Genomic DNA, 21,453 nt, shown 5'->3' on the forward strand with positions numbered 1-21,453 from the left:
TAAAAAAATCGACATTAGGGAAATATGGAAGCGGTAAAAAAAGAGGTGATCACGGCAATAGAAAAGGAACTGGATGAAAGACTTGAAATTTCAACTCAAACTTTCAATGATGCTTTAGAGGCCCGTAATAACGACACGAAAAGCAGCGCTGGAGATAAATATGAAACCAGTAGAGCGATGATGCAACAAGAAATGGACAACGCCGATGCAATTATTCACCAAGTAAAAATGTATAAGAATGAACTGCGTAGATTGCCCATCGAAGAGAAGTCTGATCGGGTAATTTCTGGTAGTTTTGTTGAGACCGACAAAGGATTCTATTTTATAGGATTAAGTGTGGGGAAAATCGAGGTTCAAAATCAAATTGTTTATGCTATTTCGACGGCTTCGCCCTTGGGTAAGTTGTTGTTGCATAAGGAAGTGGGAGATGAAGTGGTGTTGAATAATAGGGTGCAGTCAATCAAGCGCATCATTTAATTCTCTTATTAAAGAATAAAAATCAGCTACTGCGGGCTTTTGGCATGCGATAGCTGAGTTTAGATTATTCTTTTAGTTTATCTCAAAGGAACTGGTTGATTTGCTGTTGTTTTCAATATTCCTTTTGGTGTAACCACGTAATGCAGTGGAATATCGTATTCATTGGGCTCTAAATCATCATGAATGTCAAACATCGTGAGTCCAATGAAGAGGGTTTCGGGAGCGCATTCTGCTAGAAATCTATCGTAAAATCCTTTGCCGTACCCTAATCGATTTCCATGTTGATCCACGGCGAGTAATGGAACGATGACAACCTGAATTTTCTTAACGTCGACATCTTCACCTGTAACGGGTTCTGGTATTCCGTATGCATTGTCTTGAAATTGCGTGTGGTCATCCAAGATTTTGTGGGTCATATTGTTTTTATCAAAATTGGAAACTGGAATACACACCCTGTTGTTTCGTCTTAATCTTTTCACCAAAGGAATTGTATCTACTTCTCTTAAGCGGTGAATGGGCAAGAAACAATGAATCAATTTGTGATTAAACATCCAGTTTCTTAAGAAATTATTGGTGATCTGCTGTGAATAGTAGATGCATTGTTCCGACGTAAAGTCTTTTCTCAATGCTCTATATTGATTGCGAATTTCTTCTCTTGTCATTACATTCCTGGTATTAGTCCTTTGGCAGAGTTGGCCATTTCTTTCTCGTTTGCTGCATCCGCGGCTTGTATTGCACGATTTAAGGCTACGCTTAAAAGGTCTTCTAGATCTTCTTTTTCCATTTGGTCTAAAGAAGTGTTGATGGAGAGCTTCGTTAATTTTCTGTTTCCATTCATTTCTACCTCAATGAGATTTCCTCCCGCTTCGCCTCGTACAATTATTGTGTCTAATTTCTCTTTTGAAAGTTGTGCTTGTTCTTGCATTTTTTGCAATTTAGCCATCATGTCTTTTCCGAACATATTTTTTGATTTTTGTTTTACAAAGATATAAAATGTTTGTGATTTCGTGGGTTTTGGGTGATTCGCTGCCGCTCATGGTTTTCTCGCAGATTTTCGCGGATTTTATTTGTTGGGTGATTTTTTTGAATAGGTGTAAAGTTGTTTCCAAAAAAAAGCCCTCACAATGTGGAGGGCTTTTAATATTTTTGGGAATGAAGTTTATTGAAAAACACCCATGTCTATAAATTTATTCATTCTTTTTTCACATCTTTCTTCTGGGTCAAGCTTCGAGAGTAAAGTGATTTGACGTTTGACTTCACGTTTTACTGTGGCAAACATTTCTTCTTTATTTCGATGTGCTCCGTTGATTGGTTCTTTGATTACGCCATCAACCAACTTTAACCTTTTCATGTCCTCCGAAGTTAGTTTCAAGGCTTCTGCTGCTTTTTCTTTGTAATCCCAAGATCTCCAAAGGATTGAAGAACAAGATTCTGGTGAAATAACAGAGTACCAAGTGTTCTCCAACATAATGACTTTATCGCCGACACCAATTCCTAATGCTCCTCCAGAAGCTCCTTCTCCGATAATAATACAGATAATTGGAACTTTAATGTTCATCATTTCATAGATGTTGCGCGCTATGGCTTCTCCTTGACCACGCTCTTCTGCTTCAAGACCAGGGAATGCTCCAGGTGTATCTATAAAAGTAACGATAGGTTTGTTGAACTTTTCTGCCATTTTCATTAATCGCAAGGCTTTTCTGTAACCCTCAGGATTCGCCATTCCGAAATTGCGGTACTGACGCATTTTGGTGTTCATTCCTTTTTGTTGACCTACAAACATCACTGTTTTTCCATCAATAGAACCCCAACCGCCAACCATGGCTTTATCATCAGCTACATTTCTATCGCCATGTAATTCTTGGAAATCACCATGTGTAATAGCATCAATGTAAGCCAATGTGTATGGACGTTCTGGGTGACGCGATAATTGTACTCGCTGCCATGGAGTTAAGTTAGAAAAAACCTCAATGGTCTTTTCCTCTAGCTTTTGTTCCAAAGCCTTGATTTTATCTGTCATATCCAACTCTGCATCCTGACCAATTTCTTGTGCTTTAGCAATTTGATCTTCCAATGCTTTCAACGGTTCTTCGAAATCTAAATATGTTGACATTTTTTATATTCTTTTTGAGCGCGGAAAGTTACAAAAAATTGTCAGCTATTTCTAAATTTGTACCATGATATCATTTCCAATTTGTAAAATTAACCTCGGATTGAGCATTCTTGCGAAGAGAAAAGACGGCTACCATGAAATAAATTCTTTAATGTATCCCGTTCCTGTAAAGGACGTGCTGGAGATTGTTCCCGCCGATGAATTTAAATTTCAGTCGGCTGGTTTGCCTATTCCCGGAGAGACAAAAAATAATTTGGTTTTGCGTGCTTACGAACTAATGCAAAAAGAATTTAATCTTCCACCAGTTTCTATTTTTCTCTATAAAAATATTCCCATGGGTGGTGGATTGGGCGGCGGTTCATCCAACTGTGCAGAGACGCTAAAGGTTTTAAATGAACTTTTCGAATTAGGATTAAGCACAAAGGATTTACAAAAGAGGGCAGCTAAATTGGGGTCTGATTGTGCTTTCTTTATTGCTTCAACGCCACAAATTGCAAAGGGTAGAGGGGAAGAGTTAAGCTCTTTTGACCTCAATTTGAAGGGCAAAACTTTGGTTTTGGTGAATAATGGAACGCATATTAGCACAGCGGATGCTTATGGTCGAATTATACCGCAAACTCCAGTGACTCTGTTGGAAAATGTTTTAAATGAATCCATGGAGGATTGGAAAACTTCTTTAATCAATGATTTCGAAGCACCTACCTTATTGGTTTATCCGGAACTGGCGAAGATTAAGCAAGAACTCTATGATTTAGGTGCAATTTACTCGGCTATGACGGGTTCAGGGTCTACAATGTTTGGGATTTTTGATAGTGTGCCAGCATTGAATGGACAATTTAATTTTAAAAACGGTTTTGTTGAGGTAGTGGAATTGTGATTTTTTGCGCCGACGGGGCGCAATGTTGCCCGTAGAGGCGCAATGTTGCCCCGTAGAGGCGCAATGCATTGCGCCTCTACGGGGCAAAAAAATCACTGAATAATTATCTTGCGTGTTGATACAAATTGGGATGAATTGCTGAAAACAACGGTGTAAATTCCTTTGGCAGCCGAAGACAAATCTAACTGAGCATTTCCTAAAAGTGGCTTGCTTTCTTTTATCAACTGGCCTAAATGATCGTAAACCAATACGTTTAATTCCTGATTAATTCCTTTTAAATCAATAGTAAACCATCCGCTGCTACTGGGATTTGGGTAGATGTTAATTTGCTGATCTATTTTTTCTAGTGCGTTGGCGTTGAGAATGTCTTCGCTGTTTACTCCAGCAGTATACGCCCAAATCCCACCCAAATCTGTACCTACGAACATATCAAACCGACCATCCGCGCGAATTTTATCTATGTATGGTGCCGAATATGCTCCAGTTTCTATAAATGAATAATGGTCGGAGAGTAAGGTGAACGCATCTCCATCTGCTAGGTTATTGTCAATATCTCCGAAATAATAAATTGTTCCTTTCCTGTTTCCTGCAAATAAATGGGTGGTGTCGTTGTTTCTAAGAAAGGCGGGAACGGTATAATTGTCAGGTAAAAAAGCTTCGCCCATATCTACATTTCCCAAATCTGTTGTGATCAATTCAAAGGAAGGCATTGTGGAAGATCCTATGTTTTTGTAATAAGTAATCCCTGCTGATTTTCCACCGATTACAATGTCTAATAGTCCATCATTATTTAAATCAAAAAGTTGGGGAGAGGCGAAAGCGCTCACTTGGATGGGTTGATTTAAATGATCTGTCATATTTATTTGTTGAAGCACGAAATCTTCTGGTCCATTGCCTGTTTTAGTGTATAAATGGAGTTTTCCATTGGCAGATCCTAAGATCATTTCATTTTTTCCATCGCCCAAAAGATCGCCGAAAGTGGGATGCATTCTCAACCCATATCCCGCAGTTGACAGCGATAACCAATCATCAGAAATAAATGTAAATTCTGGTGTTGTTGCTGTTCCCGTGTTTTGATAATATTGAATCTTTGAAATTTTATCGGACGGATCTAGGTACCTGAAATTTGTTGAAACCAGTAAATCTTTGAGTCCATCTTCATTTAAATCTACCAATACAGGGATAGCTCCTTTACCGTTTTCAATCATTTGATCTTGCAAAAAGTTTTCCTTTACAAAAGAAAAGTTGGGATTTTGATTCGTTCCTAGATTTTTATAGAACCAAACACTTTCCGTATTTTCAGACCCTCCGCTGGCATTGGTTCCTACAATTAAATCTTTAACGCCATCATGATTGACATCTTCATAAAAAGCGGCTGGAAAAATGGGCAGATTTAAAGGGGTTGTGTTGCTCGGGAAATTCGCATCCATGCTGGTCATTAGGGCATCAGCTCCTGGAGCGGAACCGTTGATTAACGCTGTTAAATTACGGTGCGAAACATCTCCCAAAATTAAATCCATGGAGTTGTCGTTATTTAAGTCGAGCGAGAGTAAACTTGATCCGGCATGGCGTACACCATTTTGTGGTGGGTGGATGTTGGATGGGTCACAAGGGCCCACATTTGAATCGAGTTGAATGTTGTTGTCTGTATCGCTTTCTATGAATTTCCCCCAACAACGATCGCTCAATTCAAACTTGAGCGAATCGGGAATCCCATAATCTTCAATGGATTGGTTTTTGTGGAATTCGACCTGTTGACCATTGATGTTAAAAGTCAAAACATCCATATCTCCGTCTCCATCTATATCTTCAAATGCTGGAATATCGATAGAACTTACATATAAGTTTGAATAGTTTCCGTTAGAATAAATGGATTGTAGTATTTCGTGTTCCAGCGTCCATTGCAGTCCGATTGAAGAATTTCCTACATTTCGATACACTTTTACACCGCCTATTCCATAGGTAAAAAGGTCCTTTTTTCCATCTGCGTTAAAATCAACCAGAGCAACTTTATACCGAAGTTCCTCTGGAAATAGATCTCTGCTATTGTAGAGAAATTCATATTTTTTCTCTCCGTTTTCCTCCATGGCTTTAAATATGCGAATTTGGTTGGCGCTTCTATCAAAAATAAATAAATCATCCATTCCATCAAAGTTGACATCAATCGTTGAAAATTGCGCATGATTCAGACCTCCAGCCCAAGGAAAAGCGAGTGTATTTCCTCCTTTTTTTACTTGAATACTGTCGTTGTAAATGAATCCAAATTGTGAAAATGTAGTGTTGATGAATAAGAATAGAAATATTTGAAGTGTATATAGGGAAGGAGCGCTCAGTTTCATTTTTAAGAACTTTATTAAATAGTGTCTGGACGGAAACACATCAAAATTAAAAATATTTCTTTTTGCGATAGTTCCCTTGATTTTTAATCGCCTGATGCTAAGGCATCACCTCATAAAAATAAATTCAACTCTCATCAAAAATAATCTATTTTATAAAATTCGTCTGTTTCCGACCAACCACTAAATAGATTTCGATTAGGTAAAATTATGGAATAAAATCTTTCCAGCCTAATGATCATTTATAGCGCCATTGGTTTTGATTTTCAGAATGTATTCTCAAAACCTTAGCCAATTTCATTTTTTATCTCTTTTTCCACAGCTTGAAAGACCTTATTGATGAAATCGATTTTTTCTTCCAATTCAGAGGAAGATCTATTTTTTGATTCGTTTTCAAGCACATCAATGCTGGGATAGAGTTCTTCAATTTGAAAAAGCTTAATGCTGGTTTTTAATTTATGCGCAAGAAATGAAATTTGATCTAAGTCTTTATTTTTGAGTTTTTCATAAAGCTCATTGATGTGAGACTGAGTTTCAGTAGTGAACACATTTAATATTTCAATTTTGTCCGTTTGAGATTCCATCATGTCTAGTACATCTAAAGAGTAGGAGTAGCTCATCTTTTGAATTTTTAATTTGATTTTAATGTTGTTTGAAAAACGTGTTTTTGTATTAAGTTGATTAGCTCCGATTCTACATAGGGTTTGGTGAGGTAATCCACCATTCCTGCGTTATAACAACTATCAATTTCTGCTTTAAATGCATTAGCGCTTAGGGCTATAATGGGTGTTGTAATGTTCATTTCGTTAATTAGAGTCTTGGTTGTTTCTATACCATCTTTTAACGGCATTTGGATGTCCATTAGAATCAAATCAACTTCTAAACTTTTTAATTGTTGAATGGCCTCAACCCCATTTTTAGCTTCAAATATGTTGACTTTATATTTTTCCAATGTTTTTTTTGTAAGCATCAGGTTGAGGGTATTGTCCTCTACAATGAGTATTTTTTTATCCCGCAACTCTTTAGAAACAATACTTTTTGTGGTGGTGGTTGTGTTTGCTGCATTGTCGCAACCTACTGGAATATCCATTCTTATTGTAGTACCTTCATTTTGCTTGCTATCAATAGAGATAGATCCTTTCATTAATTTAATAAACTCATGGCTGATACTCATTCCTAAACCAGTGCCAGATTCCTTGCGAATATTAGAACTGTCTTCTTGAGCGAACTTAGTAAAGATGGTGGATATAAACGCTTGGCTCATACCAATCCCAGTGTCTTTGACGGTTATAATAAGACTTTGATTTTTTTCAACTACAGGAATAGCATTCACTTCAAAGCTTATGATTCCTTTTTCTGTAAACTTGACAGCATTTGAAAGTATGTTGATGATTATTTGCTTTATTCTTGTTCTGTCTCCAATGACTTGTTTGCATACGGAAGAAGATAGTGTGCGATTAAACTTTAGTCCTTTTTCCTTTGCAAGTGGAAGGAGAATAGAATTGATTTCATCAAAAACTTCTTGAAAATTAAATTTTGTTAGGTTTAAGCTCAGTTTACCCGCATTTATTTTTGAAAAATCTAATACATTGTCAATCAGTGACTGTAAATGATTTCCAGAACTTATTAAATGATTGATATACTTTTGAGCTTCCTCTTCCTGTTGGAAGCGTTTTAGCAGATTGGAGATACCTAAAATGGCATTCAAAGGTGTTCGTATTTCATGACTCATATTGGTAATGAATTGTTCCTTGGCCAAATTTGATTCCTCTGCTGTTTTTTTTGCTTCTTCAAGCTTTTGTTGTATTTGTTTTTGCTCAGTGATGTCAATAATTACACCAATTACTCCGTCTATTTTTCCATGCTCATCTATCTTTGGTGTAGAGTGTATAAGCCAAGTAGCTTTGTTTTTTGAAGGTTTATTCACAGTTATTTCGAATATCCTATCTTTACCACGCATTGCCCTCTCATGCTGATGAAGTAAACTGGCCTTGTCAATCTCGTTGAGCTGATATCTGTTTTCAATCAGTAGCTCTTTTATATTTTTACCAATTAAGGTATTTTTCATATCACCATGAATTTTCTGGAAACTTGTGTTGACATAGGATATATTTAGATTCTTGTCTATTTCTATAAGTCCTAAATCGATATTTTCTATGATTCCACGGAACCTTTTTTCTTGAGACTTTAGGTTTTCCTCTAGTTTATGTTGGAGTGTAATGTCAATAATGTATCCGTCCAACCTTAGGATTTCGCCATTGCTGTCTTTTTCTGCTGTAATTCTAAGGTTGATCCATTTTTTTTTGCCCTCTATGTCTAAACAAACAGCACGTTCAACATTTCCTTTATGTCTTATGGTTCTGGAAATGTTTATTAAATCATCCTTATTTAAGAATTTTAAAATTCTTAGGTTTTTGATGTGTCTTTTCACCTCTTTTACTGATAAACCAATCAGTTCTTTTATTGCTGGTGAGATAAAAAGAACCTCCCTATTCTCAAGGTTAACAGACCAGATAACATCATGAATATTGGTGACGATGTTGTCTATGATTTTTTGTGCATTTTCTAACTTTGATTTTGCTTGAACAAGGGCCGTGATATCATTGAAATAAAGGTTAATATGTCCTTTGTCTTTAATGAACTTTGGGTTAAGCGTATAGTGAGTTGTGTTTTCCGTGATGACATTGTATTGCCTTTCAACATTATTGACCTTGATATCTTTGATTACTTGATTGGCCAGTTGTTTGAATGCTATTTTGTTTTTACCATCTATGCAAATCTCTTGTTTTTCTATTTCATTGCTGGTTTGATTTTTTAGGATAATGTTTCCTTCTAAATCAATTCTAATTACCGGATCTGGACTTTGTAGTGGGAAGTCTGCAAGATTGGACAAAAGCTTTAAGTTTGCCTGTCTCTCTAAGTTTTGAGCAATATTGGAAGAGAAGGCGCTTAAGATTGAAATTTCGGACTCATCCCAAATCCGCTTTTTTTGACAATCATCGTAACCAACCATTCCCCAAAGTTTATTTTTTTGGTAGATGGGTATAATTAAAACCGTTTCTATGTCTTGAGAAGCTAAGTAGGGTTTCATCTTTGAAGTTTCCGGCAATTCAGAAATTACAGCTTGGTAGGGTTCGTTGATGATCATGTAGTCTATAAACTCATTAAAATCATCTACATTTAAATTTTGTAATTCTTTGTTGTTGATTTGAGGTTTAGCTGTTCCTGAATTCCACTCTAAGCGCTGAGAAGTTAGTTTTTCTCCTTTTTCGTTATCATGAAATTCAAATAAGTAAGTTCGATCAACATTAACCGCTTTTCCCAAGATTGGCAGAGACTTAGAAATAGAATCGAAAAAATCATCGTTGAAAGAAAGTATTTTGGTAGCCTCAGCAATTGCTTTTAACATCTGCTCTCGGCGAAAGAGTTTGTTTTCTGTTGCAAGTACGGTTTTGATGTCTTTACTAATTGCTAAGATATATTCCTTTCCTTCAAAGTTTTTAAGAAAAACATCAACTTCAACGGGAAAAACTTCTTTTGTTTCTAAATTGATGTTTTCCGTCCTAATAATTACATGGCCAAGATCTCTTATTTTTTTGACATGCTTATCCCAATCACTTTTGTTTTGAAGAGAAGTTTCAAAGTCCACAACATTAAGGTGTTGATACTCTCGGTGTATACCAAGTCTATTTTTAGAAACAGAGTTTAAATAGACCAGGTTTCCCTCAATATCTGAAACTTGAACTCCGTCGGTATACTGGTTTACTAATTCGAATATTAAACTTTCCATTTCTAAATTTTTATTTTCCCTTGTTTTATGTAGCGATAAATTGTTGATTTACCGACGGCTAATTTTGTAGCTGTTAAAACCACGTTGTTGTTGTTTTCTTCCAATTTTTTTTGAATGATTGCAATTGTATAGTCCTCCAGAGTGGTAGCGCTTTTGTAATTTATTTCAAAATTGTCTGCCATGTCTACTTGGAGGTCAGTCGCCATTATTTTATCTTCTTCTCCCATTAAAATGGCCGTTTCAATAACAGCTTTTAACTCTCTTACATTACCAGGGAATTTGTACTTTAGCAGTAGTTTTTTTGCACATGTATTCAACTCTTTAATTTTTATTTTATTCTTTCTAGAAAATTGCTCTATAAAAAACCTTGCCAAAAAAAGAGTATCTTTTCCACGTTCTCTAAGAGGTGGGAGGTCTATTGAAAACCCCATGAGTCTATAGTATAAATCTTCTCTAAACCTACCTTCTTTAACCTCTTGTTTAAGATCGCGATGTGTAGCGATGATTAACCTAAAGTCGAGTGGGATATTTTTATTTCCACCTACACGATTGAGTTCCATTTCTTGAAGCACACGCAATAATTTAGCTTGAACAGGCAGTTCCATTTCTCCAATTTCGTCTAGAAAAAGCGTGCCTCCTTTGGCTTCTTCAAATTTCCCTATTCTTTGCTGGTGTGCACCCGTAAAAGCACCTTTTTCATGACCGAACAGCTCACTTTCTACTAATTCTTTAGGGATAGCGGCCACGTTTACAGCGACATAAGCTTTTTTGCTTTTGTTGGAATTGAAGTGTATTGTTTTGGCGACTAGATCTTTACCTGTTCCTGTTTCACCGCTAATGATTACGTTAATATCTGAAGTAATTGCCTTTTCAATTTTGGAAAAAACATTATTAATTTCCGTGCTTTCCCCTTTTATAAAGGTTTTTAAATCATGTTTTTTATTGACCACTTTTTCTAGAACACTAATTTCTTCTTTTAACTCAATTTGCTTGGCTGCATTGTGAGCCACGTTCCAAATACGTTCAAGTGTGTTTTCATCTTTTACCAAATAATCATAAACCCCCATTTTGAACATGGATGCGGCTACCTGTATGTTATTTTGACCAGAAATAACCAATAAAATCGCCGCAGGCAGTTTTTCTTTGATGAGCGGAATGAGCGCATCGCCTTGCATGTCGGGTAGATTAATGTCTATGGTGATAATGTCTGGTGCGTTCCTTAATGACTCGAGTAGGTCATTTGCCGTATTGAATATACTCACCTCAAAGTCTGGATTTAAGCTTAATTTATATTTTAAGAATTTAGAGAAAGTTAAATCATCCTCGACACAATAAATCTTTATTTTTTTTTGGTTGTTCATTTAACGCCTGCAATAAGTTATGTACTATATTCCAAAATTGGGAAAATAATATTTGTCTTTTTTGATTGATGTTTTCTTGGGCAAATATAGATAATTAATCTTTAATAAACTTGTGTTCATAGAATTTTATATTGACTTTTAAAGACAATTGCAGCTGAGTTGTTGATTTTATATTTTCCTAATTTGGGAATTAGTACCTATGGTTTCGATACTTTTATTAGAAAAATACTTGGGCTTTCTTTTAAGACCGAATAAGTATTTTAGATCAACCCTGTATTCTTTTATTTAAAGGATTGCTTATGTTAAATGGGTTGCGCTATTTTGTTCTATAATTAAAGTGAAGATTTGGCGCTTTCAGTTAGCTCTTCTTAGTTCCGCAAGTGTTTGTGGGGTTTTAGGGGCTTGTAGACTGAGGGGCTTTCTGTTAAATGCTTATCGGGAACTTTACCAGCTATTTAATATGCTACAATAAAAAGCACTTACTTTAACTAGGCCAGATCCTTCCAGAGATGAAAATCTTGATTTTCAACTCTGGTCAGGATGACAGTTGGGGGCGCTGGTAAGCAAGTGAGGAGGGAACCTAGCTTAATGTCATCCTGAAGCGATTTTCTTTTTTCAACTGCTTGGAAATAGAGATTTGCGAAGGATCTTGTCAGTTCACCACTGAATCACATTATGCTAGGGTTAGATATTTGCTGGTAAAGTATCGGATAGGCATTTTCTGTTATTGGGAAAGATTCCCATGTTGGGACGTCATTTGTGTTATGTTGTTTTTTTTAAATGTTTTGAAATCAGATGGTTAGCGATTTTCGACTTTAGGGCATGTTTCTTTCTGAGGGCTCAGCGCAGAAAAGATGTAGTGGTTTTTTTCGCACAATAGAACGGTTAGGTTGCGATTGTTAGGACTCTGTTGCATTATCAATAAATGGAGTTCTTTCAATCGCTTTTTTATGATCAAAAAACAATTAACAATTATTTAAGTTTAATCACTTAATGTACTAATTTCGCCTCCTTAATCTAAGTGATCTCATTATTATTTTAATTATCAAAAAAAACATGAAAAACTCAATGAAACTATTTTTAGCATTTTTTGTATTTGGAATTATTTCCATCTACAATCTAAATGCGCAAGTTAGGCTTACTCACAGTAACTCACTAGTCCCAAGTCAAGGTATTAGTATTGCTTGTGGTGCAGGTTATACCGATGATAATAGGTATTATCGTGTCTTTGACTTGACCAACGACTTCAATATTAACGCTCCTTTTAGAATCGACTCCGTAGAGTTTGCAATTGAACTTTTAGAATTTGCTCCTGTGGGAGGTTACCCAGTAACCGTTAGGCTATACTCGGTGGATACTGGGGTTTTTCCTTCAGGCACAACTACCGTATTAGATTCAACAGTTGTTAATTTATACGATCAAAGTCTTACCTTGGTGGCTTTTCCACTTCAGGTGTTTGCCGCTGCAAATGATGTAATCGTGATGGAGGTAGATGTACCATCCGGTTTGGCAACTAATACACGATTTTATCATGGAGCAATAGCTGGGGGTGAGCCTTCACCCTCTTATATTGCTTCTGATGGGTGTGGTTTATCGGCGCCTGTAGACTTGTCTGATATAGGTTTTCCGAATTTGCATTACATAATGAGCCTAAAGCAAGGGATGTGTGCCACATCTGATCGTCCCGTGATTACGAGCTCTACAAGTGATGTTTGTTTTGGAGAGACCCTAAGCCTAAATATTGCTGGGAATCTTAATGATGCGGCTTATTGGGCGGTGTATGCCGACTCTTGTGGGGGTGATTTATTGGGGACAACAAATACAAGTTCTTTTGTTTTACCTGCCAACGATACCAATACAAAGTACTACGTTAGAGGTGAGGGGAATTGTTATGGTGTTGGAGCTTGTGTTTCGATATCAATCAATAGGATTCCAGAATTACTTGGTTCGTTTAACTCAGCCATTTGTACGGGACAATCTTTAGTAATTAACGGCACAACTTACAATGCTTCCAACCTTTCAGGAACAGAGGTTTTTACAAATGTTGGGAGCTATGGTTGTGACTCCACTGTGGCTGTTAATTTGACTTTGAGTAGTGCTTCCGTTTCAACAGGAACAGATATACAAGTAGCTTGTGATTCTTACACATGGATTGATGGAAATACTTATACTTCATCAAACAATTCTGCAACGCATACTTTGGTGAATGCAGCAGGGTGTGATTCATTAGTAACTTTAGATTTAACAATCAACTATTCAAATACAGGAACGGATGTTCAAATTGCGTGTGATTCTTACACTTGGATTGATGGGAACACATATACTTCATCAAACAATTCTGCAACACATACTTTGGTGAATGCAGCAGGTTGTGATTCATTAGTAACTTTAGATTTAACAATCAACTATTCAAATACAGGAACAGATACACAAATTGCTTGTGATAGTTATACTTGGATTGATGGAAATACTTATACTTCATCAAACAATTCTGCAACACATACTTTGGTGAATGCAGCAGGTTGTGATTCATTAGTAACTTTAGATTTAACAATCAACTATTCAAATACTGGAACGGATGTTCAAGTAGCGTGTGATTCTTACACATGGATTGATGGGAACACTTATACTTCATCTAACAATGTTGCAACGCATACTTTAACGAATGTCGCAGGTTGTGATTCAATTGTAGCTTTAGATTTAACAATCAACAATTCTACAACAGGAACAGATATACAAGTAGCTTGTGATTCTTACACATGGATTGATGGAAATACTTATACTTCATCAAACAATTCTGCAACGCATACTTTGGTGAATGCAGCAGGATGTGATTCATTAGTAACTTTAGATTTAACAATCAATTACTCAAATACTGGAACAGATGTTCAAGTAGGGTGTGATTCTTACACTTGGATTGATGGAAATACTTATACCGCTTCTAATAATTCTGCAACGCATACTTTGGTGAATGCAGCAGGTTGTGATTCGATTGTGACTTTAGATTTAACGATAGGAGAGTTCAATTACGCAGGATTGGATACTTCTGTGGTAATTTGCCTTAATCAAGCAATTGATTTAGCAGATCTTATTAGTCCTGATGCACAGTTGGGAGGTGTCTTTTTAACGCCGGCTGGAGATCAGATTTCAGGATCTGTAATTATTTCTAACGCAGAGAATGTTTACGATTATACTTACGAAGTGTCCTCTGAGGTTTGTCCAACAAGCTCTGCTACAATCTCTATTACTGTAGACGCTGGATGCGATACTTTATCGGTGAATGAAGAGGCGCTATTTGATATCTCAGTTTTCCCAAATCCAACTTCAAGTATTTTGACGATACTTAATCCTTCTAATGAAGCTTCTTTAAAGGTTGAAATGTTGGATATGAAGGGTCGTGTGGTACTCATTGAAAACAGCGCATTAAACAATGCTTCAAAAGTAACTTTAGCGATAGACAAGCTGGAGACAGGAGTTTATACCTTGCGTATTTACAATGCTCACTCAAAAAAAGTCTTTAAAATCGTAAAACGATAAAACGATAAAACAAATTAGAAAACGGCCCTCACCTGAGGGCCGTTTTTTTTATGCCTTCTGAAAGATGGGAGGGGATAAAATGGACAGAATAAAAATTGGAGGAAAATCAGGAATTTCCCTGATCTAAGGAAGGCTTGGTTAATTCGAATTTTGGGAAATTGTAAAGTGAGATATCAAACGCACTATTTTAAAGGTGCCTGCGCTCAGTAAATTCAATTGACCAAGTTAACCTTCATCCGGCCTTTCGTTATCCTATAATTAGAATGATCAAATCAATCCGCTTAGTTATTTTTCATTTTGCTAACGACTTGTGCTAAAATATTAAAATGAGGGTAAAAGCTATTTTTATGATTTTAGTTATTGATATATGCTTAACAGCTGCTTTTTAAGCTCAAGAGAGTTTCCCGCATTGCCAGCTAATAAGACTTTAGTTTGTATCACGTTTTTTTGTCATACTTCCTTAATGAGATGAATGGATGGTCAACCTTATAAAGGAAAAAGCTTGAGTTATAATTGAGAATTTAAGTTCAATAATTTCTTGATTTTATTTTCCCAATTTGGAATTTATTCCAATTATGGGAAATAATAACTTTTTTGTCATTATGTATTCTATTGTTTGATAGTATTTTATTGTTTAGGCGCATGTTTTGGTAATGGATAATCATGATTAATATCATGTAATAGTAGTGTTAGGTTACGATTGTTGGCGTTTTTTTAAATCTTTTTCTATTGAATTTTTGGATTCATTTTGAATGAGCTTTTTAAAAAATGCTGGCAATCGTTTTTTCTTTTTTTAGTGCTCCTAACATCTTGTAAATCATTCTTTTCATTAAAGAAGAAGCGAAGATTAGAGGTTTAGATGCAAGTCCTTGCTGTAAATCCCTCCAATGCGATAGATTACATTTTAATTAATAGAATGACTCTTTTTTATACTCAGCTTATGCTTTGGCTTTTCGATGAATGACCTCACCAAAGTACTTGTTCTATGACAATTATAAATTTTATCAACCACCAATAAATCATATAAAGGAGGGGAGGTGCTTACTTCTCCTCTTTTGATGGTTTTAAAAATATAAGCCAAAGGTAATTTAAAGACAGCCTTTTTGGTGACTATAAAACTTCAAATTATTGAGAGGTAATTCAATAAATTTCGAATTAGTTTCGCCTGTGAATGACCTCTATTGATTTTCAAATTAAAGTTACGGGAATGAGCGGATGATTGTATGTTGTGACCGCCAAGAAATCTATGAACACATAAATGAGCAAATGAGGATTTCCTTGCGTGTTTTATTTCTCCAAGATAAGCTGTTTAAATAGCCACCTTTTGCTCTTTAGGAGTTAAGGCTTGGTCAACTTTATTAATGATGTTTCAAAAAATGGACAGAAGCTTCTATAAGGCTTGGCTTGTACTCGTTAGTTTTGGTGTGCCTTCAAATGTAATGCTTTTATGCGATAAGGTTGGTCTTTAATTGAATTTGGGGTAACTTTTGAGTGCTTTTATTCCACAGACATGGTAATAAAATCAAAACAATATTGTTTGAAAACTTCATCATTAATTCTTTACTCTACGGTAAATGTATTTCTAATGAAGTTTTCATTAAACTAAATTTGCGGGGTATGAGATAAGGTAGAATTACCTTTGTAGCATTAGGCCTGTCCTCCTTCGATCACTATCACTTTATGTGTTTAGCTATAGTGTTAATTAACTCGTTTTCTATGAAAGGCTTAGCGACCCAGTCCACCATTCCTGCTTCAAAATATTCTTTTATTTCACTTTTATAGGCATGAGTAGTCAATGCTACTATTGGAGTTTTTAAGCCTTTCTCATAAATTAACTCCTTGGTTGTTTCAATACCATTTTTTAGAGGCATTTGTATGTCCATCAAGATCAGGTCTACTTCAAGATTCTCCAACATTTTTATGGCCTCAACCCCATTTCTGGCTTTAAAAGTTTTTATTCTATATAATTCTAATACCTTAGAGGTTAACACCAAGTTTAAAATATGGTCTTCGATAATTAAGATTTTTCTATTTTCAAGTAACTTGAAATTAAAATTCTTACTTGTGTATTTATCGTCCGAATGAGTATTGTGTTCTACATTTGTCATTATTGATTGGTTTTATGCTTAGGGTAGGAGGATTGGCGGCATTGGAGACGTCAATGTTTTCCCATCGGAGCTTCCTTAATTCTATTTTATTTATCATATTATTTTGTTTTTTATTTCGACCGAATGTTCTATTGCCTCTTGTACAATGAGACCTTTGTTGTCTAGAAAATAAATTTTTTAAGTACCTTATGAAGCGGTTTTACTTATTCCTATGTTCAAGTTTTAGCTATTGTATTTATTATCATGTGACGATCTAATCAATTTTAAACTACTCTAATTATCCTATGTTTAGTTCAAGGAAATAAGCCTTTTACAATGAAAGATTTAAATTTTTACGGCCTTGTTCAATAAACTCCAGTAACAATTTTGAATAGAACTAATTCAAACTTTTAAAATAGTTCTGAAGCCACGTGAAGTATAGCTAGTTTTAGCTGGGTTAAAGTGTATAAAAACTCTACCAAAGCTTGATTGTCCATACAGTGCTGCACCTGAATTTCGAATATATTCAGGAGTTTTAATCCAGGAGGATGATTTATTATCAAGGCTTTCTATGCTTTGTAAAAGGAGGTATTCTTTTTCAGTAAGTAGTTGTGCTCCATATTTTAAGCTTTCATCCATTGCGTTAGTGTTTTTCGTTCTCACTGAGCTAATTTGGGCCATGTAGTCGTAAAGTAGAGACCTTCTGTTTAGTGGACTTTCTTTGGAACAGTCCACAATGGAGTAGGTGTTGGTAATAGGGTTAAAGTCTATTACATCTGGCTCTCCTCCAGTGGCTTCCATGTTATATATGCTTTTTATAATTCTATCGCTTTTTATTATTTTTTTTTCGACATCTGTCCAAGAAATTGATTTGTGTCTAAAAGTATTCTCTTCAAACCTCTTTCTTAGTGTAATCAATGTGTTTTCTATTTTTCTTTGGTTCAATTCCATCGTGTTGTTCATTTTCTGAGGATTTTAAAGTTTTTCAAATAATTGATTTTCGGAGTTGATTTGTTCTCCAACACAATTGGTTAAATAGTCTTGCTCCGTCCACTTTTGCAAAAGATCGAAATGATTAAGTAGCTCCATGAAGTTGTGCGTATTTAATTTTATCACACTTTTTAATTGCTCGAATAGGGCTTTAGATATTACTTGATGCTCAAAGCCCATTTCTTCGTTAGGATAAATATTTAATAAGTTTTCTATTTCACTTTTCTTAAGGTTTTTATTCGTTTCTAAAATGTGTTTAATATCCAATTCTAGTTTTTTGATATTTGTGTGTACGCTAATCATTTTACCACTTACTTTTTTGCATGAACAAAGATAGCTATGGAAAAATATGCCAAACTTCACAAATGTTTAATTAGAAGTATATGAGAGTGTTAGGATTTATTCAGATTCTAATCCCATCTTTTAAATTCCCAAAATTGGAATAATTCCCATTGGTGTATCGTTGTGAGTGGTTAATTGGGTTTCACTTTTCAGAGCTTAAAGTTGCGAATGGGCCAATTAAGGTTTAAGGTCTACTTCAAAATAAAAACTATTTGCTCATTATGGTTTAGCCCAATGATATAATTACTTGGAGAATAAGCTAGGGCTAGGAGAGAATGTTAAACTTTACCATGACCAAAACATAGCTTCTGTTTTCAAATTCTCTTCGGAGCATCACCTCATGTCAAATACAATTTCTCCATCTACAATAGTTACCCAAGAATAGTTGGGTAAAAAGCTAGAACTGCTAGAAACAGTTTGATCAAAAACAGAAATATTGGCTGTTTTTCCCTTTTCAATTGTTCCGAAGTCTGCTTCACCAAAACAACCATAGGCAGCCCATAGTGTCATCGCCTTTAAAGTTGTTGGTAAGTCAACAGCTTCTTTTTTCAAAAAACCTTGAATGGGTTCATTATTTATGTTTTTTCTTTGGACTGCAGCGTGAATAGTGGCAAATGGATCGTAATGTTCTATTGGGAAATCTGTACCAAATAAAATCATCCCTGTTTTTTTCTGTAAGCTCTTGTATGCGTATGCACCATTGTTTAGTCGCTCTGTTCCAATATGATGTTCGGCCCATCGTTGGTCTGATGTGGCATGTGTGGGTTGAACAGAAGGCAGCACATTGGCCGAGGCAAAAAGTTCAAAGTCATCTGGGTGAATAACTTGCGCATGTTCTATTCTCCATCTGTGGTCTTGCTCATCCCTCATTAATGTATCAATTGTTTTTAAAACTAAACGATTTGCTGAGTCTCCAATGCAATGGCTGTTGACTTGGTATTTTAACGATTTTGCAATCTTGAATGCGCTTTGAATTTCCTGAGGGCTTTTTAATAAAATTCCTGATGTTGTAGTGTCATCAGCATAAGGTTCAATCATACAAGCGCCATGCGACCCTAAAGCCCCGTCAGCAAGCACTTTAAAACTTCGAATGGAAAGCTTATTGTTTTTGTAATGGCCATTTTCTTTTGCGAAAGCGATGTTTTCTTCTGTAGGAAATAGCATGGCATAAACATATATTTGTAAAGCCTTTTCCTCGGCTAGTTCAATAAATAGATCAAGGTCTTTTTTGTGAAGTCCAGCCTCATGAACGTGAGTTATGCCATTGGCCAAAAGTTCGTCTTGAATTTCTAAAATGGCTTTCTTTAAATCTTCTTTTTCAGGCTCTGGTATACGCGCATGAATCAAATCTAAAGCATGGTCAAGCAGTATTCCTGTCATTTCCCCATTTTCTATTTTTATTACACCACCATTCACGACAGTATTTTCTGTAATTCCAGCATACTCAAGCATGGCATTATTCACCAGCATGGCATGTCCATCAATTCGTGTTAGCGCGACAGGAATATTGGGAAAGCTTTCGTTAAGTAAATCATTGGTGGGCAGCTCTTTTTCATTCCATAAACTTTGGTCCCAGCCTCTACCAAACAATATTTTTTGAGGAGATTTGGCTTTGTGTTTTTCAAGTTTTGCAATCATTTCATAGTAGGAACGTGTTGCTGTCAGGTCTGCGTTTAGCCTTTGTTTGGCCAAACTAATGATATGTCCGTGTGCGTCGTGAAACCCCGGGAAAACGTCTTTTGACTGCGCATTAATAATGGTTTCTGCCGTATATTTGTTGAGTATTTGTCTTTCAGGTCCAACTTCAACAATTTCTCCATCCTTAATGGCAAGCGCTTCTGCTATTTCGAGTTTGTCATTCATTACATGCACCTTGGCGTTGTGAATGATCAAGTCGACCGTTTTTCCTTTATAACAAGAACTAACCACAAACAAGAGGATGAAAAGCGCGAAATATTTCATAATTACATTTTTTTGGAGTTGTAAAAATAATAAGATTTATAATGATGCGCGAAGAATGTAAAAGACTAAATAGAAATTGATTAAATTTGGCTCTTGTCTCTTTCAGCAGAAGCGGAACGCTGATGAGTCGAGGAGGGGCATTAACGAAACTTATATTTTGAAATACCTACATTTTATTTTGGGAATTGCCTTGTTTTTTGGGATTAGACAATTCGAAATTACGGCTTTTGATAGTTCGGCCTTGGGTTTGGCCTTGTGGATGGTGTATTGGTGGATCACACAACCTGTTCCGCTTTATCTTACCGCCTTATTGCCAATTGCAGTTGGTGTACCATTTGCGCTTATTCCTAACGATATTCTGGCACAATCTTACGGAAATCAGATGATTTTCCTTTTTCTGGGAGGTTTTATTTTGGCTTTGGGCATTGAAAAATGGAAGCTTCATGAGCAAATAGCCTTTTCAATCCTCAGGTTGTTTGGGAGAAGTCCGCAAAGAATAATCGGTGGTTTCATGGTTTCAACGGCATTGCTAAGTATGTGGATCAGTAATACAGCCACTGCATTAATGATGTTGCCGATTGCCATGTCTGTTATTCAGGCTATTCCACGTTTTAGAGAAAAGCGTTTATTTTCAATTGGATTACTGTTGAGTATTGCTTTTTCTGCTAATATTGGAGGTACGGCAACATTAATTGGAACGCCACCCAATATTCAAATGGCTGGAATATTAGAACAAGAATTTGGTATGTCTATCAGTTTTTTTGAGTGGTTTTTGATAGGAACTCCTTTTATGCTCATCATGTTGCTCATTACCTTTTTTACGGTAAGATTTTATTTTATTAAGAATGCAAAATTTGAAATGGGAGCCATTGAACCAAGAAAATTAGACCCTAACCAGAAAAGGGTGCTCTATTTATTTCTCACCGTTGTTGGCTTGTGGATGGGAAGAACTCTCTTGAATGATTATATGTCCATAGTCATCAATGACACTGTTATCGCCTTGTCTGGTGCAATACTTTTGTTTGTGCTTCCTTCTACAGAAAAAAGACCTTTATTGATTTGGGAAGATCTTACACAATTGCCATGGGGAATTCTCTTTCTTTTTGGAGGAGGAATGGCACTGGCTGCAATTTTAGCTGAGGCAAACATAGTTTCTTTTCTGGTAGATGTAATGAAGCCGCTTGCTGGTTTTCCCATCTTTATTTTGTTGCTGGTCATTTTTACGGTGGCACTTTTTGCTACAGAGCTTATGTCTAATTTAGCATTAGTGAGTTTGCTTATTCCTTTAATCGCGAAGTTTGCGCTTGAATTAGATTTGCCTTTGTTGGGAATTTCTGCCGGAGTGGCATTGAGTGCAAGTTGTGCTTTTATGCTGCCTGTTGCGACACCACCAAACGCCATTATCTATTCTTCAAACATGATCAAGATCAAAGAAATGGTAAAATACGGCTTCCTTCTGAATTTAATAGCCTCCTTAGTGGTAACATGTGTTATTTATGTCCTTTTTTTTATTTAACTTGGTAAGATATCATAAAAAGAAAAGCGCTTTCGTTGTAAAATAGCTATCGATTGACGTCTTAT

Annotated in this window: 15 protein-coding genes; 4 read left to right on the plus strand and 11 right to left on the minus strand. The window is 35.9% G+C overall.

What is annotated here, in order from left to right:
• Window positions 1-24: 24 nt before the first annotated feature.
• On the plus strand, window positions 25-477 hold the full coding sequence (locus DIT68_RS00640; protein ID WP_109357882.1) for a 3-oxoacyl-ACP synthase: 453 nt from the start codon (window positions 25-27) through the stop codon (window positions 475-477).
• A 77-nt stretch (window positions 478-554) separates the two neighbouring features.
• Here DIT68_RS00640 and DIT68_RS00645 read toward each other — a convergent pair whose 3' ends face one another.
• The 3 genes from DIT68_RS00645 to DIT68_RS00660 form a co-directional block, all read right to left on the minus strand.
• On the minus strand, window positions 555-1,139 hold the full coding sequence (locus tag DIT68_RS00645; protein ID WP_109357883.1) for a 5-formyltetrahydrofolate cyclo-ligase: 585 nt from the start codon (window positions 1,137-1,139) through the stop codon (window positions 555-557).
• Window positions 1,139-1,438 carry a YbaB/EbfC family nucleoid-associated protein gene (locus tag DIT68_RS00650; protein WP_109357884.1) on the minus strand — a complete coding sequence of 100 codons (300 nt, stop codon included), beginning with the start codon at window positions 1,436-1,438 and terminating at the stop codon, window positions 1,139-1,141. Before DIT68_RS00650 ends, DIT68_RS00645 begins: the two co-directional genes overlap by 1 nt.
• A 198-nt stretch (window positions 1,439-1,636) precedes the next feature.
• Window positions 1,637-2,590: an acetyl-CoA carboxylase carboxyltransferase subunit alpha gene (locus DIT68_RS00660; protein ID WP_109357886.1), complete on the minus strand. Its 954-nt coding sequence runs from the start codon at window positions 2,588-2,590 to the stop codon at window positions 1,637-1,639.
• A 64-nt stretch (window positions 2,591-2,654) separates the two neighbouring features.
• Here DIT68_RS00660 and ispE point away from each other — a divergent pair, with 64 nt between their 5' ends.
• A complete protein-coding gene (gene ispE / locus DIT68_RS00665; protein WP_109357887.1) occupies window positions 2,655-3,467 on the plus strand; it encodes a 4-(cytidine 5'-diphospho)-2-C-methyl-D-erythritol kinase in 813 nt (270 codons plus the stop codon).
• Between the two features lie 92 nt (window positions 3,468-3,559).
• Here the strand turns inward: ispE and DIT68_RS00670 are convergent, their stop codons facing one another.
• The 4 genes from DIT68_RS00670 to DIT68_RS00685 all read right to left on the minus strand — a co-directional run bounded on the left by DIT68_RS00670 (window position 3,560) and on the right by DIT68_RS00685 (window position 10,954).
• Entirely contained in the window at window positions 3,560-5,806 is a 2,247-nt protein-coding gene (locus tag DIT68_RS00670; protein WP_109357888.1) for a T9SS type A sorting domain-containing protein, read from the minus strand.
• 284 nt (window positions 5,807-6,090) lie between these two features.
• The gene (locus DIT68_RS00675; protein WP_109357889.1) at window positions 6,091-6,423 is read right to left on the minus strand and encodes an Hpt domain-containing protein; all 333 of its coding nucleotides are present in this window, start codon (window positions 6,421-6,423) and stop codon (window positions 6,091-6,093) included.
• An 11-nt stretch (window positions 6,424-6,434) separates the two neighbouring features.
• A complete protein-coding gene (locus DIT68_RS00680; RefSeq protein ID WP_109357890.1) occupies window positions 6,435-9,593 on the minus strand; it encodes a response regulator in 3,159 nt (1,052 codons plus the stop codon).
• A 2-nt stretch (window positions 9,594-9,595) separates the two neighbouring features.
• On the minus strand, window positions 9,596-10,954 hold the full coding sequence (locus DIT68_RS00685) for a sigma-54-dependent transcriptional regulator (RefSeq protein WP_109357891.1): 1,359 nt from the start codon (window positions 10,952-10,954) through the stop codon (window positions 9,596-9,598).
• 1,068 nt (window positions 10,955-12,022) lie between these two features.
• Between DIT68_RS00685 and DIT68_RS00690 the strand changes: the two genes are divergently transcribed.
• Window positions 12,023-14,491, plus strand: coding sequence for a T9SS type A sorting domain-containing protein (locus tag DIT68_RS00690; protein ID WP_158276078.1), 2,469 nt, complete (start codon window positions 12,023-12,025; stop codon window positions 14,489-14,491).
• Between the two features lie 1,673 nt (window positions 14,492-16,164).
• On the opposite strand, the gene DIT68_RS00695 is transcribed toward DIT68_RS00690, so the two are convergent.
• The 4 genes from DIT68_RS00695 to DIT68_RS00710 form a co-directional block, all read right to left on the minus strand.
• Window positions 16,165-16,599 carry a response regulator gene (locus tag DIT68_RS00695; RefSeq protein ID WP_109357893.1) on the minus strand — a complete coding sequence of 145 codons (435 nt, stop codon included), beginning with the start codon at window positions 16,597-16,599 and terminating at the stop codon, window positions 16,165-16,167.
• A gap of 381 nt (window positions 16,600-16,980) precedes the next feature.
• Window positions 16,981-17,541, minus strand: a complete 561-nt coding sequence (locus DIT68_RS00700; protein WP_109357894.1) for a DUF4256 domain-containing protein — start codon at window positions 17,539-17,541, stop codon at window positions 16,981-16,983.
• A gap of 12 nt (window positions 17,542-17,553) precedes the next feature.
• Window positions 17,554-17,871, minus strand: a complete 318-nt coding sequence (locus DIT68_RS00705) for a hypothetical protein (protein ID WP_109357895.1) — start codon at window positions 17,869-17,871, stop codon at window positions 17,554-17,556.
• Between the two features lie 372 nt (window positions 17,872-18,243).
• Window positions 18,244-19,872 carry an amidohydrolase gene (locus tag DIT68_RS00710; protein ID WP_109357896.1) on the minus strand — a complete coding sequence of 543 codons (1,629 nt, stop codon included), beginning with the start codon at window positions 19,870-19,872 and terminating at the stop codon, window positions 18,244-18,246.
• 157 nt (window positions 19,873-20,029) lie between these two features.
• Between DIT68_RS00710 and DIT68_RS00715 the strand changes: the two genes are divergently transcribed.
• Window positions 20,030-21,388 (plus strand): SLC13 family permease, encoded by a 1,359-nt coding sequence (locus DIT68_RS00715; RefSeq protein WP_146194079.1) that lies wholly within the window; start codon window positions 20,030-20,032, stop codon window positions 21,386-21,388.
• Window positions 21,389-21,453: the final 65 nt, after the last annotated feature.

It is taken from the genome of Brumimicrobium oceani (genome assembly GCF_003143775.1).
In the GTDB taxonomy this organism is placed as follows: Bacteria; Bacteroidota; Bacteroidia; order Flavobacteriales_D; family Crocinitomicaceae; genus Brumimicrobium; species Brumimicrobium oceani.